The 15,847-nt window shown below is 62.9% G+C and carries 10 protein-coding genes and 1 pseudogene; 4 read left to right on the forward strand and 7 right to left on the reverse strand.

From position 1 onward, the window contains the following. Positions 1 to 46: 46 nt before the first annotated feature. Together MHI61_RS08480 and trxB are read right to left on the reverse strand one after the other, a co-directional pair. Positions 47 to 943 carry a LysR family transcriptional regulator VtlR gene (locus MHI61_RS08480; RefSeq protein WP_004671024.1) on the reverse strand — a complete coding sequence of 299 codons (897 nt, stop codon included), beginning with the start codon at positions 941 to 943 and terminating at the stop codon, positions 47 to 49. A 22-nt stretch (positions 944 to 965) separates the two neighbouring features. Continuing rightward, on the reverse strand, positions 966 to 1,940 hold the full coding sequence (trxB, locus tag MHI61_RS08485) for a thioredoxin-disulfide reductase (protein ID WP_097665523.1): 975 nt from the start codon (positions 1,938 to 1,940) through the stop codon (positions 966 to 968). 231 nt (positions 1,941 to 2,171) lie between these two features. Here trxB and MHI61_RS08490 point away from each other — a divergent pair, with 231 nt between their 5' ends. Beyond that, on the forward strand, positions 2,172 to 2,639 hold the full coding sequence (locus tag MHI61_RS08490) for an Lrp/AsnC family transcriptional regulator (protein ID WP_009992419.1): 468 nt from the start codon (positions 2,172 to 2,174) through the stop codon (positions 2,637 to 2,639). A gap of 1 nt (position 2,640) precedes the next feature. Here MHI61_RS08490 and MHI61_RS08495 read toward each other — a convergent pair whose 3' ends face one another. Both MHI61_RS08495 and MHI61_RS08500 read right to left on the reverse strand, forming a co-directional pair. After that, positions 2,641 to 3,987: a sigma-54 dependent transcriptional regulator gene (locus MHI61_RS08495; RefSeq protein ID WP_239791652.1), complete on the reverse strand. Its 1,347-nt coding sequence runs from the start codon at positions 3,985 to 3,987 to the stop codon at positions 2,641 to 2,643. Between the two features lie 4 nt (positions 3,988 to 3,991). Next, complete coding sequence (locus MHI61_RS08500) at positions 3,992 to 5,866, reverse strand: ATP-binding protein (protein WP_239791653.1); 1,875 nt, start codon at positions 5,864 to 5,866, stop codon at positions 3,992 to 3,994. Positions 5,867 to 6,090: 224 nt separating this feature from the next. Between MHI61_RS08500 and MHI61_RS08505 the strand changes: the two genes are divergently transcribed. Beyond that, positions 6,091 to 7,425 carry a dicarboxylate/amino acid:cation symporter gene (locus MHI61_RS08505; RefSeq protein ID WP_239791654.1) on the forward strand — a complete coding sequence of 445 codons (1,335 nt, stop codon included), beginning with the start codon at positions 6,091 to 6,093 and terminating at the stop codon, positions 7,423 to 7,425. A gap of 228 nt (positions 7,426 to 7,653) precedes the next feature. On the opposite strand, the gene MHI61_RS08510 is transcribed toward MHI61_RS08505, so the two are convergent. Continuing rightward, positions 7,654 to 8,712 carry a glycosyltransferase family 4 protein gene (locus MHI61_RS08510; protein ID WP_239791655.1) on the reverse strand — a complete coding sequence of 353 codons (1,059 nt, stop codon included), beginning with the start codon at positions 8,710 to 8,712 and terminating at the stop codon, positions 7,654 to 7,656. 27 nt (positions 8,713 to 8,739) lie between these two features. Then, positions 8,740 to 9,216, reverse strand: a complete 477-nt coding sequence (gene greA, locus MHI61_RS08515) for a transcription elongation factor GreA (RefSeq protein ID WP_010028762.1) — start codon at positions 9,214 to 9,216, stop codon at positions 8,740 to 8,742. A gap of 252 nt (positions 9,217 to 9,468) precedes the next feature. Between greA and MHI61_RS08520 the strand changes: the two genes are divergently transcribed. Together MHI61_RS08520 and MHI61_RS08525 are read left to right on the forward strand one after the other, a co-directional pair. Further along, on the forward strand, positions 9,469 to 10,701 hold the full coding sequence (locus MHI61_RS08520) for a putative DNA modification/repair radical SAM protein (RefSeq protein ID WP_239791656.1): 1,233 nt from the start codon (positions 9,469 to 9,471) through the stop codon (positions 10,699 to 10,701). Next, positions 10,701 to 12,155: a UdgX family uracil-DNA binding protein gene (locus MHI61_RS08525; RefSeq protein ID WP_239791657.1), complete on the forward strand. Its 1,455-nt coding sequence runs from the start codon at positions 10,701 to 10,703 to the stop codon at positions 12,153 to 12,155. Before MHI61_RS08520 ends, MHI61_RS08525 begins: the two co-directional genes overlap by 1 nt. 106 nt (positions 12,156 to 12,261) lie before the next feature. Here MHI61_RS08525 and carB read toward each other — a convergent pair. After that, positions 12,262 to 15,749, reverse strand: a pseudogene (carB, locus tag MHI61_RS08530) (carbamoyl-phosphate synthase large subunit). Positions 15,750 to 15,847: the final 98 nt, after the last annotated feature.

Consider the following 15,847-nt stretch of genomic DNA (forward strand, 5'->3'; position numbering starts at 1 on the left):
GTCATGCGCTCTCTGCATAGTATAGAAATCATTCCATAAATCTGGCTTAGAAGTTCCAGTTTCTGGCCTTGCTGACGATAAAATCGCGGAAGGCCTTCAGCTTGGCGGCGTTCTTGATCTCGTCGGGATAGCAGAAATAGGTGTCGAAGGAGGGGACGTCGGCATTGATCGCCAGCTGAATCAAGCCTGGATCGCGCCCGACGATGTAATCCGGCAGGCAGGCGACGCCGATGCCGAGCAGGCAGGCGCGCTTGATCGAGGTCTGGCTGTTGATCTGCAGATGCGGGATGCGCTTGTTGTCCGACGAGCGGCCGGCGACTTCGAGCCAGTTGACGTCGAGCAGGTAGCTCGGCGCCGGCTCGCCGAAGGTGATGATGCGGTGGTTGTCGAGATCTTCGATCTTCTGCGGCTCGCCGTGGCGGTTGATGTAGGAGGGAGCGGCATAGACGTGCATGTGCACGGTGAAGAGTTTGCGCTGGATGAGGTCGGATTGCTGCGGCTGGCGCAGGCGGATCGCGCAGTCGGCATGGCGCATGTTCACATCCACTTCCTCATTGTCGAGGATCAACTGGATCTGCACATCGGGATAAAGCTGCAGGAATTCCTGGATCTTGTCGGTCAGCCAGCCCTGGCCGAGGCCGACCGTCGTCGTCACACGCAGCTTGCCGGACGGGGTCTCGGTCGTCTCGGTGAGCTGCATCTTCACGGTTTCGAGCTTCAGCAGCACGTCATGGGCGGTGCGGTACAGCAGTTCGCCCTGTTCCGTCAGGATCAGGCCGCGTGCATGGCGGTGAAACAGCTTGGTGCCGACATCCTGCTCGAGCGCGCTCACCTGGCGGCTGATGGCCGATTGGGACAGATGCAGCTTATCGGCCGCGTGCGTGAACGAACCCGCCTCGGCAGCTGCGTGGAAAATACGCAGCTTGTCCCAATCCAATGGCATTCCCCCGCCTCTCATGCCGCTCTTACTCCGCAGCCACGGCGACGGGCATGTGGCCCGTCAGATATCGCTCGGCTTCGAGCGCTGCCATGCACCCCATGCCGGCGGCGGTGACGGCCTGGCGGAAGGTGTCGTCGGTCACGTCGCCGGCGGCATAGACACCCTCGAGGCTGGTCGCGGTCGAATCCGGCGCGGTCCAGAGATAGCCGTTGTCCTTCAGCTTCAGCTTGTCCTTGAAGAGCTCGGTTGCCGGCGCGTGGCCGATGGCGACGAAGACGCCGTCGATCGGCATCTCGGTGACAGCACCGGTTCTGACGTCACGCAGGCGGGCGCCGGAGACGGATTGCGGCATCGGCGGCTTTGCCGGCGTGCCTGTTATTTCGGCCACTTCGGTGTTCCACAGCACCTTGACGTTTTCCTTGGCGAACAGACGTTCCTGCAGGATTTTCTCGGCGCGGAAGGTGTCGCGGCGATGTACCAATGTCACCGACTTGGCGATGTTGGAGAGATAGAGCGCCTCTTCGACGGCGCTGTTGCCGCCGCCGACGACGATCACATCCTTGTTGCGATAGAAGAAGCCGTCGCAGGTGGCGCAGGCTGAAACACCGAAGCCCTGGAAATGCTGTTCGCTTTCGATGCCGAGCCACTTGGCCTTGGCGCCGGTGGCGATGATCAGCGTATCGGCGGTCCAGACCTGGCCGCTGTCGGTGCGGGCGACGAAGGGCCGCTGGTTCATGTCGACCTCGGTCACGAGGTCGTTGACGATCTCGGCGCCCACATGTTTTGCCTGCTGCAGCATCTGCTCCATCAGCCAGGGACCCTGGATCGGATCGGCAAAGCCCGGATAGTTCTCGACATCGGTGGTGATCATCAGCTGACCGCCCTGTTCGAGACCGGCGATCAAAACCGGTTTCAGCATGGCGCGCGCGGCATAGACCGCGGCGGTATAGCCCGCGGGTCCGGAACCGATGATGAGCACCTTGGTGTGGCGGGCGGGCATGTCATTTCCTTTCGACTGGCAGGAGGGCGGCGGCTAAATAGCGAGTGCGGCCGTTTCGCGGTCCATGCGCCATTTATGAACGACCAATGCTTTTATTCAAGGGCAGCCTTGCGTTACCAACAAGGCAAATCACCCTGTTGTGCAAGAATCCGTCATCAGCGTGAAACTTTCTTGCGTATTCCGCGGCTTTATATAGAAGCTCGCCGCGGAGAATTAAAGAAAGGCCATGATGTGGGTCGCACCGAGCTCGACGTCATCGACATAAAGATCCTCCGCGAGCTGCAGGCCGACGGCCGCATGACCAATGTCGAGCTCGCCGATCGCGTCGGCATTTCGGCGCCGCCCTGCCTGCGCCGGGTGCGCAAGCTCGAGGAAGCCGGCATCATCGAAGGCTATCACGCCATGCTGAACAGTCCGAAGCTCGGCTTCGACCTGGTCGCCTTCTGCATGGTCGGGCTCAAGCATCAGTCGGAAGGCAATCTCAAGGCCTTCGCTGCCGCCACCACCGAATGGCCGCTGGTGCGCCAAGCCTGGATGGTTTCGGGCGACAGCGATTTCCTGCTGCATTGCGTGGCGGAAAATCTGACCCACTTCCAGGATTTCGTCATCGAGGTGCTGACGGCGAACGAACATGTCGACACCGTGCGCACCATGCTGACGATCCGGCAGGTGAAGAAGCTCGGGCTGGTGGAAGTCTGAACTATTTGCGCGAGGCATAACCGCCGCGGTTGATGCCGTGGCGCTGGAGCTTGTCGTAGAACGTCTTTCTCGGAATGCCGAGCGCCTCGATGGTGCGGCGCACGTCGCCGTCACTGGCTGCGAGCGCGTCGCGGATGATCTCCGCCTCGTAACGTTCCAGCCGCTCGGGCAGCGTGCCGCCGCTCGGCTGCGGGGCAAGGGATGGCGCTCCGCCGCCTTCGACGCCAAGCACCACGCGTTCGGCATAATGGGAGAGCTCGCGGACGTTGCCGGGCCATGGATGCGAGGAAAGGTGGCGGCGAACCGCCTCCGAAAGCTGCGGCACATCGCGGCGGAAGCGCTCGGCGGCGCGGGCGGCAAAGTGGGAAAACAGCAGCGGAATATCGTCGCGACGTTCCCTCAGCGGCGGAATGGAAATCGTCACGACATTCAGCCTGTAATAGAGGTCCTCGCGAAAATCGCCGCGCACCTCGGGGTCACCAAGGTCGATCTTGGCGGCCGCGACGACGCGCAGGTCGACTGGGCGCACCTCGTTGGTGCCGAGCGGGGTGATTTCGCGCATCTCCAGCACCCTCAGCATCTTGACCTGCGTGGCGACAGGCATGCTCTCGATCTCGTCGAGGAAGAGCGTGCCGCCGCTTGCATGTTCGATGCGGCCGGTGCGGCGCTTCTGGGCGCCGGTAAAGGCGCCGGCCTCGTGGCCGAACAGCTCGCTTTCGATGACGGTTTCGGGCAGCGCCCCGCAGTTCAGCGCCACGAAATTGCCTTTCCGTCGGTGGCTCCACTGATGCAGGATCTGGGCCACCACTTCCTTGCCGCTGCCGGTTTCGCCGGCGACCAGCACGTCGACATCGGTATCGGCGATATGGCGAAGGATCTTCCTGAGATTGTCCATGACCGGCGTCTGGCCGATCAGCGGCAAAGTCTCCTGCGCATCGTCGGCCGCCTTGCGCAGCATGCGGTTTTCCAGGACGAGCCGCCGTTTCTCGCTGGCGCGGCGGACACTCTGGACGAGCCGATCGGCCGGGAAGGGTTTGGCGATGAAATCATAGGCGCCGTCCCGGATGGCCTGGACGGCCATCGGGATATCGCCGTGGCCGGTCATCAGGATGACGGGCAGGTCGGCATCCATGTCTTTAAGCGTGGCGAACAGCTGTAGGCCGTCGATCTCGGGCATGCGGATATCGGTGACGACGGGGCCGGAAAAGTCGGCCGGCAGGTCGGCCAGCGCCGCTTTGGCGCCGTCATAGGCGGAAACGGAGAAGCCGGCGAGTTCCAGCGTCTGGGCCGTGGCGCGGCGCAGATCGCCGTCATCGTCGATCAAAGCAACGGGTATGGCCATGTTCATGATCTCAAGCCTTCCTCAGATGAACGATGAACCGGCTTCCCTCGCCATCGCTCTCGACCTCCATCCGGCCGCCGTAATCGCCGACGATATCCTTGGAGATAACAAGCCCGAGGCCGAGACCTTTTTCCTTAGAGGTGTTGAACGGCGTAAACAGGCCTTTGCGGATTTCAGGCGAAATGCCAGGGCCGTTGTCGGCAACCGTCAGCGTCACCGTCTCCGCATCGGCCGATGTCCTGACCTCGACGCGCCCCTCTTCGGCCTTCGGCGCCACGGCCTCCAGCGCGTTCTGAAGCAGGTTGATCAGCACCTGCTCGAGGCGGATCCTGCTGCCCATGACCTGCAGTTCGGGCGACGGCAGGTCGATGTCCAGCGTATCCATGCGGCCGGCAAAGCGGCTGCGCAACAGCATCACCGCCCCCTCGATGACGTCCTTCAAGCCTGTCGGCTCGGCGCTGCCGCGGCCCTTGCGGGCGAAGGTCTTCAGTTCCTCGGTGATCGAGCCTATGCGCTCCGTCAGCGCGGCGATGTTTTCGAGATTTTCACCGGCGGGCGCCGTCTGGCCGCGGTCGAGGAAGGTGCGGGCATTGTCCGCATAGGCGCGGATGGTCGCCACCGGCTGGTTGATCTCATGGGCGACGCCGGCGGCAACCTGGCCGAGGATCGCCAGCCGGTTGGCCTGCACCAGATCCTGCTGCACGGCCTGCAGCTTCTGTTCCGTGCTGCGGTGACCGGCGATCTCGGCCTGCAGGCGATCGCGCGCCTGGCTGAGATCCAAAGTCCGCTCGGTCACGCGCCGTTCCAGTTCCTCGCGCGCCTGCTGCTCCCTGAAAATCCTCAGCGTGATCGTCTGCCGGCGGCGCAAGAGGAAGGCTGTGCCGGCGAGGAGCGGTAAAAGCAAGAGCAGCGCCAGCATGCGTGTTTCGCGGACCGCCGCATCGACGGACGGCCCCGATGCAACAAGATGCTGCAGATGCCAGCCGGTCGCAGGGATCGGCATCCCGACATTGAGAAAGCTGGTCTTTCCGGCGCCGCCGGGCGTGACGATCTCGACGACATCGAGCCCGTCGCCGAGGCGCCTGATGATATCGAGCGGCAGCGGCTGAAGCGGCGCGTCGCCGAATTGAAGGCTGTCGCGGATCGCGGTCAACCGATCCTCGGCGATGCGGCCGATCGTCATGAACCGCCAGGAGGGAATGCTGGTGATGAGGACGATGCCGCGATCGTCGATGACGTAGGACGGGGCGCCCGAGGCATGCCAATCCGCTTCGACATCGTCGAATTCCACCTTGACGACGACGACGCCCAGCAGGCCGTCGCTGCCTGATATCCGCTCGGAAATATAAAGCCCGGGCTTCTTGCTGACGGTGCCGAGGGCGAAATGCTCGGCCTGCCCTTGAGCAACTGCGCCCTGAAAATACTCGCGGAAGCGATAGTCATTGCCGACGAAGCTCGTCGGTTCGCGCCAGTTGCTGGCCGAAACCGCGATGCCGTCCTTGTCGATGACATAGATGACGGCAGCCTTCGTACCGGCGGCCAGTGTCTCAAGCTTCCGGCTCAACTGCTCGAACGTGCCGGCGTCGCGTCCCGCCAGGGCGGCGGCGAGCGCGGTATCTTGCGACAGCACGAAGGGCAGCGCCCGGTATTTCTCGAGGACCGTGCGCAGCAGCGCCACGTTCATCCCCGCATCGGTGCGGGCCTGTTCCTCCAGGGCAACTTCCGCCCGGCGCCGGCCAACCTCGCCGCTCACCAAGAGACTTGCGGCGACGGCCGAGAGGGCGAGCACCGCATAGGCCCACCACATTCGGCGAATGCGGTGGTGCAAGGGTAGGGAGGGCCAAAGCCTTTGCGAGACTGACAAGGACATGGCGGATTTGTGCATTTTTCCGCACGGGACGCAAATGGATTTGTGTGGGTTTTCGCATCGGTTAGGTGGGCCGTTGGCCGTCAGAAATTTTTTCTGACATAAACACAATGACTTAAGTGGATGGCGCGAAACTGGCACGGCGATTGCGAAGAAGAGCGCAACAACGGCTGAGCTGTTGGATTGAAGCGAACGGCTCGGGAGGCCGGAGTTCGTTCCGGACGAGCCTATAGGAGGACATCATGATCGCAGCACCACTCGATGCAGTTGCAGACAGCAAGGGCAGGAAGCCCTTCTATTCCCATCTCTACGTCCAGGTTCTCGCGGCCATCGCCGCAGGTATCCTGCTCGGCCATTTCTATCCCGAACTCGGCACCCAGCTGAAGCCGCTCGGCGATGCCTTCATCAAGCTCGTGAAGATGGTGATCGCTCCGGTTATCTTCCTGACGGTGGCCACCGGTATTGCCGGCATGAGTGACCTGAAGAAGGTCGGCCGCGTCGCCGGCAAGGCGATGCTGTACTTCCTGACCTTCTCGACGCTGGCGCTCGTCATCGGCATGATCGTCGCCAACGTCGTCCAGCCCGGCGCCGGGATGAACATCGATCCGGCATCGCTCGACCCGAAGGCCGTCGCCACCTTTGCCGATAAGGCGCATGAACAGAGCATCGTCGGCTTCCTCAGCAATATCATCCCGACGACGATCGTCGGCGCCTTTGCCGACGGCGATATTCTGCAGGTGCTGTTCTTCTCGGTGCTCTTCGGCATCGCGCTCGCCATGGTCGGCGAAAAGGGCGAGCAGGTCGTGACTTTCCTCAACGCCCTGACAGCTCCGATCTTCAAGCTCGTCGGCATCCTGATGAAGGCCGCCCCGATCGGTGCCTTCGGCGCCATGGCCTTCACCATCGGCAAGTACGGCATCGGATCGATCGCCAACCTCGCCATGCTGATCGGCACCTTCTACATCACCTCGCTGCTCTTCGTTCTCGTCGTGCTCGGCGCCGTCGCCCGCTACAACGGCTTCTCGATCCTGGCGCTGCTGCGCTACATCAAGGAAGAGCTGTTGCTGGTGCTCGGCACCTCCTCTTCGGAGGCCGCACTTCCGGGTCTCATGAACAAGATGGAAAAGGCCGGCTGCAAGCGCTCGGTCGTCGGCCTCGTCATCCCGACCGGCTATTCCTTCAATCTCGACGGCACCAACATCTATATGACGCTGGCGGCGCTGTTCATCGCCCAGGCAACCGGCATCCAGCTCTCCTGGGGCGACCAGATCCTGCTGCTCCTGGTGGCGATGCTGAGCTCGAAAGGTGCGGCCGGCATCACCGGCGCCGGTTTCATCACCCTTGCCGCGACACTCTCCGTCGTGCCCTCCGTGCCGGTCGCCGGCATGGCGCTCATCCTCGGCATCGACCGCTTCATGTCGGAATGCCGGGCGCTGACCAACCTCGTCGGCAATGCGGTGGCGACGATCGTCGTGGCACGCTGGGAAAAGGAGCTGGATACCGCGCAGCTCGCGAGAGCCTTAGGCGGCCAGGCAGAAGAGGGCGTGCCGGCTGGCGGACTTCAGCCGGCGGAATAGCCTGATTGTTGGCAATCTTTGCGGCGGCCCGTCATCCAACGGGCCGTTTGCTTATTGATAATTTCCTTCTTTACTCGTCGTCATCCTCGGCCTTGTGCCGAGGATCTGCTGCTCTATCGACCCGAGGCAGATGCTCGGAACAAGCCCGAGCATGACGGACGGAGGAGGGGTTGGCGGACTTCTCCAGCGGCCCGGCGGCCGATTATCCAACGGGCCTTTTCCTTTTGGCTAGCCGCGATTACCGCCGAGAAGGCGGTCGTAAACGGCGCCGATCGCGGTTGCTTCCTTCTCCAGCGCAAAATTCGCGCGGACATGGCGCAACGCATTCTCGCCATGGGCGATCGCCAGCGCGGGATCAGCGATATAGGGGGCGATCGCCAGCGTCAGTGCCTCGCCATCGCCGGCGGCGACGACCGAGCCGGTCTCGCCCTCGGCGATGAGTTCGGCATAGGCGCCGGCATCCGATGCCACCACCGCCGTCCGCGAAGCCATGGCTTCGAGCGGTGTCAGGCCGAAGCCCTCGTTGCGGGAGGGAGCGACATAGAGCGTCAGGCGGCGATACCAGACCTTGATGTCGGGCACTTCGCCGAGGAAGAGGATCCGATCGGCGAGCCCTGCGACAGCGACGTCGGCCTTGAGCTTGTCGCCGAAGCCCACGTGCTCCGCCGTCACCCGGCCGGAGACGACGGCCGTCCATTCGGGGTGCTGCGGCAAGAGTTCGATCATCGCCCGAACGAAGAGATCGGTGCCCTTCTGATGGCGCACACGACCGAAACAGCCGACAAGATAGCGGCCGGGCAGACCGGTCGCGGCAATGCCGTCTTCCGCCGCTTCCGGCGGATGGAACAGGGACAGATCGACGCCATGCTGGATGACCGTGTGCGGCACTTCGAGGAAGGAGCCGGAGCGGTCGCTGGTCGCGATCACCGCGTCCATGCGGCGGATCAGCCATTTCGTGTAGGCGGTGTGGCGGCGCTGCGCAGCGGAGGTGAAGATGAGCTTCAGCGGCATGCGCAGGAGATAGCGGAGCAGGATGCCGACGGCCATCTCATTGTTGCGGCGGGCGTGCCAGACGCGATGGCGCCGGCGTGCCGGCGGGCGCCAGAGGCTTAAAAGTTGCAGCCATCTCAGTTTCGGCAGGTCCTCGGGCAGGCCCGGGCCGAGGGTCGCGATCCCGATGCCGAGCCGGGTCTGGCATGGGATGAGCTGGACGATGGTCGACGTGACGCCGGAGAGCCGGCGCTTGAAATTGGGCGCGATGATCTCGACGTCACGCATATCAGGCAAGGGAGGGGTCTCGTTTGTGGCGGGTGATCAGCCCCAGGAAACCTGGAGGATTTCGTAGGCCTTGGAGCCGCCGGGCGCGTTGACCTCGATGGAATCGCCGACTTCCTTGCCGATCAGCGCACGGGCGATCGGGGAGGAGATGGAGATGCGGCCGGCCTTGACGTCGGCTTCCTGGTCGCCGACGATCTGGTAGGTCTTTTCTTCCTCGGTGTCCTCGTCGACGAGCTTCACCTTGGCGCCGAACTTGATCTTGTGGCCCGACATCTTCGTGAGGTCGATGACCTCGGCGCGCGCCGTCAGGTCTTCCAGCTCGCTGATGCGGCCTTCATTGTGGCTCTGGGCTTCCTTGGCAGCGTGATATTCGGCGTTTTCGGAAAGGTCGCCATGGGCACGGGCTTCGGCGATCGCCTCGATGATTCGGGGGCGCTCCTCCTGCTGACGCCAGCGCAGTTCTTCCTGCAGCTTGACGAAACCACCCTGTGTCATCGGTACCTTTTCAACCATTTTTCTGTCCTTCACTCCTTGTATCGGCACGTCAGGCGCAAACACAAAAGAAAACAGGTCCCGAAGGGGAGCTTCGGAACCGTGCCACAATCCTAGTTAAGTGCTTATAGCAGATCGCCAAGGCCGATTTCCAGAAAATTCGCATAAACGCAACGCAACCCCCGCGATATCAGGTGGTGCGCGTGAAAATCGGGCAGGGGCGGGATGGAGCCGGATTGACTCCGTATATTAGAACATATAGTGAACATAGGAATGAAGAAGTCGCTTGCCGAACGCTTGGCCATCCTGTCCGATGCCGCGAAATATGACGCTTCCTGCGCCTCCAGCGGCACGCTGAAACGCGATTCGAGCACAAGCGGCGGGCTCGGTTCGACCGAGGGATCCGGCATCTGCCATGCCTATGCGCCGGATGGTCGATGCATTTCGCTTCTGAAGATCCTGCTGACCAATTTCTGCATCTACGACTGCGCCTATTGCGTCAATCGCTCGTCGAGCAATGTCGAACGGGCGCGCTTTACACCCGAAGAGGTGATCTGGCTGACGCTGGAATTCTATCGCCGCAACTATATCGAAGGCCTCTTCCTTTCCTCCGGCATTATCCGTTCGTCCGATTACACGATGGAGGAAATGGTCCGCATCGTCCGCGAACTGCGCGTGACGCATGATTTCCGCGGTTATATCCACCTGAAATCGATCCCCGAGGCGTCGCCGCGGCTGATTGAGGAGGCGGGGCTTTATGCCGACCGGCTGTCGCTCAATATCGAGCTGCCGACGGATAACGGCATCAGCCGCTTCGCGCCGGAAAAGAAGCCTGCCAATATCCGCCGATCGATGGCTGACCTCAGGCTGAAGATCGAGGCGGCCGGCGAGCCGACGCTGAAAAGCAAGAAACGCCAGCGTTTCGTCCCGGCCGGCCAGAGCACGCAGATGATCGTCGGCGCCGACGGCGCGAGTGACGCGACCATCCTTGCGACCAGCGGCCGGCTTTACAGCAGCTACGGCCTCAAGCGCGTCTATTATTCCGCCTTCAGCCCGATACCGGATTCGTCGAAGAACCTGCCACTGATCAAGCCGCCGCTGATGCGCGAGCACCGGCTCTATCAGGCCGACTGGCTCTACCGCTTCTATGGTTTCGGCATCGACGAGATCACCGCCAATCAGGCGGGCGGCATGCTCGATCTCAACCTCGACCCGAAGCTTGCCTGGGCGCTGGCCAACCGGGCCGAATTCCCCGTCGATATCAACAGGGCCGAGCGTGAACGGTTGCTGCGCGTGCCCGGCCTCGGCACCAAGACGGTCAAGGCGGTCGTTTCGGCGCGCCGCTTTCGCCGTCTGCGGCTGGATGATCTCTCGCGGCTCGGCGTTTCGATCAAGAAGGTCCAGTCCTTCATCTCGGCGGAAGGCTGGTCGCCGCGCCGGCTGATCGATAGGCCGGACCTTCGCGCCATGTTCGAGCCGCAGCCCGAACAATTATCGTTGCTGTGATGCGCCGGGTCGTGCTCGCAGGACGCGGAGATCTTGCCGAATGGCGTGATGCCGCGCGCGCCTTGGCGGCCGCCGGCATAGTGCCTGAGGAGATCGAGTGGCGCGAAAGAAGTGCGGAGGCGGATCTTTCCTTTCAGCGCGACGCCATGCCGCCGGCGCCGGCGGCATCACGCAAGCCGATGACGGTGCCGCCCACCTTCATCGAGCTTGCTGAGACGGTTCTTTGCCATTCCGATCCGGCGCGCTTCTCGCTGCTTTACCGCCTGCTCTGGCGGCTGCAGCTGGACCGGCAGCTGCTTGAGGTGACCTCCGACGAGGATGTCGTGCGTGCCAGGCTGATGGCGAAAAACGTGCATCGCGACGCGCACAAGATGACGGCCTTCGTCCGCTTCAAGGAGGTTGGCGCGGTTTCCGCAGGGCGGCGAAAATTCATCGCCTGGTTCGAGCCGGACCACCACATCGTCAGGGGGACGGCGCCCTTCTTCCAACGACGTTTCACCGACATGGACTGGTTGATCGCCACGCCCAAGGGATCGGCCGCCTGGGACGGCGAGCGGCTGACGATCAGCGACGAACCTTGCGAGAAGCCCAATCTTACCGACGTAACCGATGAGCTCTGGCGCACCTATTATGCCAGCATCTTCAATCCGGCCCGCTTGAAGCTGAAGGCGATGCAGGCGGAGATGCCGAAGAAATACTGGAAGAACCTGCCGGAGGCCGATCTCATTCCTGGCTTGATTGCATCGGCCGAAAGCAAGGTGCGGGAGATGGCGGCAAGGGAGGCAACGCAATCGCTGCCTTTTCACGACCGGCTGCAGCAGGCTGCGCGCAATCTTCCCGCCGAGCCGGAGCTTCCGGCAGGCACGCTCGAAGCACTGCGCGCGGAGGCTGCCGTCTGCACGCGCTGTCCACTTCACGCCAATGCGACGCAGACGGTGTTCGGGGAGGGGCCGCGCGATGCGGATGTGATGTTCGTCGGCGAGCAGCCGGGCGATCAGGAGGATATTGCAGGACGTCCCTTCGTCGGTCCGGCGGGCAGGCTTTTCGATCAGGTGACTGCGGAGGCGGGCATCGACCGATCGACACTCTACGTCACCAATGCCGTCAAGCATTTCAAATACGAGCCGCGCGGCAAGCGGCGCATCCACCAGAAGCCCAATATGGGCGAGGTGCACCATTGCCGCTGGTGGCTCGATCTGGAGTTGGCGCTCGTCAAGCCGAAGCTGATTGTCGCCATGGGGGCGACGGCGCTTGTGGCGCTGACCGATGTGAAAGGGCGCCTGCAGAACGTCAGGGGAAAGGCAATGGCGATCGAAGGAGGGCGCACGCTCTTCGTGACGGTGCATCCGTCCTATCTGCTGCGCATTCCCGACGAGCGGTTGAAAGCGGAGGAACTGGCGCGATTTCGCCAGGATATGATGGAAATTCAGGCGCTTATGAAAGCGGCTGCATAAGTTGATTCTGGTTGAGCTCAGCGTCAGCGCTCAAGGAGTGCTGACGCTGTTCCAGTTCTATTCCGGACGCAAAACCGTGGCGCGGTCTGCTGGAATTGCTCTCATCTCAGGCAAAGTAGCTCTGCAGCGGCCGCACTTCCAGATTGCCGGCCTTCAGCGCCTTGATCGCCTGGGCGGCGGCTTCGGCGCCGGCCATCGTCGTGTAATAGGGCACCTTCTGCATCAGCGTCGCGCGGCGCAGCGACTTGGAATCCGAGATCGCCTTGTTTCCGTCGGTGGTGTTGATGACGAGCTGGACCTGGCGGTTGCGGATTGCATCCTCGATGTGAGGACGGCCTTCCAGAACCTTGTTGATCTTGGTTGAGGTGATGCCGTTTTCGGCGAGGAAGCGGGCGGTGCCGCCTGTTGCTAGCACCTTGAAGCCCTCTTCGACAAGGATGCGGATTGCCGGCAGCACGCGCGGCTTGTCCTCGTCGCGCACCGAGACGAAGACCGTTCCGTCACGCGGCAGCTCGACGCCGGCGCCGAGCTGCGACTTGGCGAAGGCCAGCGCAAAATCGGTGTCGAGGCCGATGACTTCACCGGTCGAGCGCATTTCGGGCCCAAGCAGCGTATCGACGCCGGGGAAACGGGCGAAGGGGAAGACGGCTTCCTTGACCGCGATGTGGGTGAGCTTGCGCGGATCGGGCTTCGTGCCGTAGGCGGCAAAGGTCGCGTCGAGCTTCTCGCCGGCCATGACGCGGGCAGCGATCTTGGCGATCGGCGCGCCGATTGTCTTGGCGACGAAGGGCACGGTGCGCGAAGCGCGCGGATTGACTTCGAGCACGTAGACGGTGCCGTCCTTGATGGCGAACTGGACGTTCATCAGGCCGCCGACATTGAGCGCCTTGGCCATCGCCTTCGCCTGACGCTCCAGCTCGTCGAGCAGTTCGACGGGCAGCGAGCGCGGCGGCAGCGAACAGGCGCTGTCGCCGGAGTGGATGCCGGCTTCCTCGATATGCTCCATGATGCCGGCGACGTAGACATCAGTGCCGTCGGAGAGGCAGTCGACGTCGACTTCGATGGCATGGGTGAGATAGCTGTCGAAGAGCAGCGGATTCTTGCCGAGCAGGGTGTTGATCTGGCCGGTCTTGTCGTTGGGATAACGCTGCTTGATGTCTTCCGGCACCAGTTCCGGCACCGTGTCGAGCAGGTAGGTCTGCAACTGGCCTTCCGAATGGAGGATCTGCATGGCGCGGCCGCCGAGCACGTAGGACGGGCGCACGACCAGCGGGAAGCCGATTTCGGCCGCGACCAGGCGTGCCTGCTCGACTGAATAGGCGATGCCGTTGTTCGGCTGGTTGAGGTCGAGCTTCATCAGAAGCTTCTGGAAGCGGTCGCGGTCTTCGGCCAGATCGATCATGTCGGGCGCGGTGCCGAGGATCGGGATGCCGTTCTTTTCCAGCGCCTCGGCAAGCTTCAGCGGCGTCTGGCCGCCGAACTGGACGATCACGCCGACGACTTCGCCCTTTTCCTGCTCGGCGCGCAGAATCTCGATCACATCCTCGGCCGTCAGCGGCTCGAAATAGAGACGGTCGGACGTGTCGTAATCGGTCGAGACGGTTTCCGGGTTGCAGTTGATCATGATCGCTTCATAGCCTGCATCCTTCAGCGCGAAGGCGGCGTGGCAGCAGCAATAGTCGAACTCGATGCCCTGGCCGATGCGGTTCGGGCCGCCGCCGAGAATGACAACCTTCTTGCGGTCCGAAACCTCAGCCTCCGAGCGGGCGGCGCCGACGAAGGGCGTCTCATAGGTCGAATACATGTAGGCGGTCGGCGAAGCGAATTCGGCGGCGCAAGTGTCGATGCGCTTGAAAACAGGACGGACGTTGAGGCCGTTGCGCAGTTCGGCAACTTCCTTCGGGCGTTTGCCGGTCAAGGTCGCCAGACGCGCGTCGGAGAAGCCCATCGCCTTCAGCATGCGCAGGTTGTCGGCATCGCCGGGCAAGCCGTGCTCGCGGATGCGGGTTTCCATGTCGACGATGTTCTTGAGCTCGGCGATGAACCAGGGGTCGATCTTGCAGCCCTCGTGCACCTCTTCGATGCTGAGACCCTGACGCAGCGCCTGGGCGACCATGCGCAGGCGATCGGGGTCGGCGTGCCGATGGCGGCACGGATGGCGTTCTGGCTGGATTCGCCTTCCTCGAAATCGGGAATCTCGATCTCGTCGAGGCCAGTCAGGCCGGTTTCGAGGCCGCGCAGCGCCTTCTGCAGCGATTCCGCGAAAGTGCGCCCGATCGCCATGACTTCGCCGACCGATTTCATCGCGGTGGTCAGCACCGGCGAGGCGCCGGGGAATTTCTCGAAGGCGAAACGCGGGATCTTGGTGACGACATAATCGATCGACGGCTCGAAGGAGGCGGGCGTGGCGCCCCCAGTGATGTCGTTTTCGAGTTCGTCGAGCGTATAGCCGATAGCGAGTTTGGCGGCGACCTTGGCGATCGGGAAGCCGGTCGCCTTGGAGGCCAGCGCCGAAGAGCGCGACACGCGCGGGTTCATTTCGATGACGACGAGGCGGCCGTCCTTCGGGTTGACGGCGAATTGGACGTTCGAGCCGCCGGTCTCGACGCCGATCTCGCGCAGCACCGCGATCGAGGCGTTGCGCATGATCTGGTATTCCTTGTCGGTCAGCGTCAGCGCCGGAGCGACGGTGATCGAATCGCCGGTATGGACGCCCATCGGGTCGATATTCTCGATCGAGCAGATGATAATGCAGTTGTCCGCCTTGTCGCGGACGACCTCCATCTCATACTCCTTCCAGCCGAGCACGGATTCTTCGATCAATACTTCGGTGGTTGGCGACGCATCGAGGCCGCCGCCGACGATCTCGAAGAATTCCGAGCGGTTATAGGCAATGCCGCCGCCGGTGCCGCCCAGCGTGAAGGAGGGGCGGATGATGGCGGGCAGGCCGACGTGGTCGAGCGCCTGGGCGGCGATCGCCATGGCGTGGTTCATGTAGCGCTGCTTGCGGTCACTCTCGCCGAGGTTCCACTGGTTTTCCAGTTCGTCCAGGGCCTTGTCGAGGTCGGAGCCCGAGAGGCTTTCGCGCAGCTTGTTGCGCTCGGCCTCGTGCGTCTTGCGATCGAGGTCCTTAATGTCGGTGGCATTCGCCAGCATCGAGCGCGGCGTTTCCAGGCCGATGCGGGCCATGGCCTCGCGGAACAGCGCGCGGTCCTCGGCCATGTCGATGGCGGCGGGCTTGGCGCCGATCATTTCGACATTGTAGCGGTCGAGCACGCCCATCCGCTTCAGGGAAAGCGCGGTGTTCAGCGCCGTCTGGCCGCCCATGGTCGGCAGCAGCGCGTCCGGGCGCTCCTTGGCGATGATCTTGGCGACGACCTCAGGGGTGATCGGCTCGACGTAAGTGGCGTCGGCCAGGCCCGGATCGGTCATGATCGTCGCCGGGTTGGAGTTGACGAGGATGACTCGGTAGCCTTCCTCCTTCAGCGCCTTGCAGGCCTGGGTGCCGGAATAATCGAACTCGCAAGCCTGGCCAATGACGATCGGTCCCGCGCCGATGATGAGGATCGATTTGATGTCTTGGCGCTTCGGCATGGGCGATATCCATTATCTGGCTGCGCAAAAAGCCGGCCAGGGTGGGAGATCACCGGGTCGGGTCGCGCAATGAGGGTCTTTTCAGGCTAGAAGCGGCT

This window comes from Rhizobium sp. K102 (assembly GCF_022385315.1).
Taxonomy (GTDB): domain Bacteria; phylum Pseudomonadota; class Alphaproteobacteria; order Rhizobiales; family Rhizobiaceae; genus Rhizobium; species Rhizobium croatiense.

Coding starts and splice junctions, on each gene's coding strand:
- MHI61_RS08480 (WP_004671024.1), bottom strand. CDS start 943: ATGCCATTGGATTGGGACAAGCTGCGTATTTTCCACGCAGCTGCCGAG.
- trxB (WP_097665523.1), bottom strand. CDS start 1,940: ATGCCCGCCCGCCACACCAAGGTGCTCATCATCGGTTCCGGACCCGCG.
- MHI61_RS08495 (WP_239791652.1), bottom strand. CDS start 3,987: ATGAACATGGCCATACCCGTTGCTTTGATCGACGATGACGGCGATCTG.
- MHI61_RS08500 (WP_239791653.1), bottom strand. CDS start 5,866: ATGCACAAATCCGCCATGTCCTTGTCAGTCTCGCAAAGGCTTTGGCCC.
- MHI61_RS08505 (WP_239791654.1), top strand. CDS start 6,091: ATGATCGCAGCACCACTCGATGCAGTTGCAGACAGCAAGGGCAGGAAG.
- greA (WP_010028762.1), bottom strand. CDS start 9,216: ATGGTTGAAAAGGTACCGATGACACAGGGTGGTTTCGTCAAGCTGCAG.
- MHI61_RS08520 (WP_239791656.1), top strand. CDS start 9,469: ATGAAGAAGTCGCTTGCCGAACGCTTGGCCATCCTGTCCGATGCCGCG.
- MHI61_RS08525 (WP_239791657.1), top strand. CDS start 10,701: ATGCGCCGGGTCGTGCTCGCAGGACGCGGAGATCTTGCCGAATGGCGT.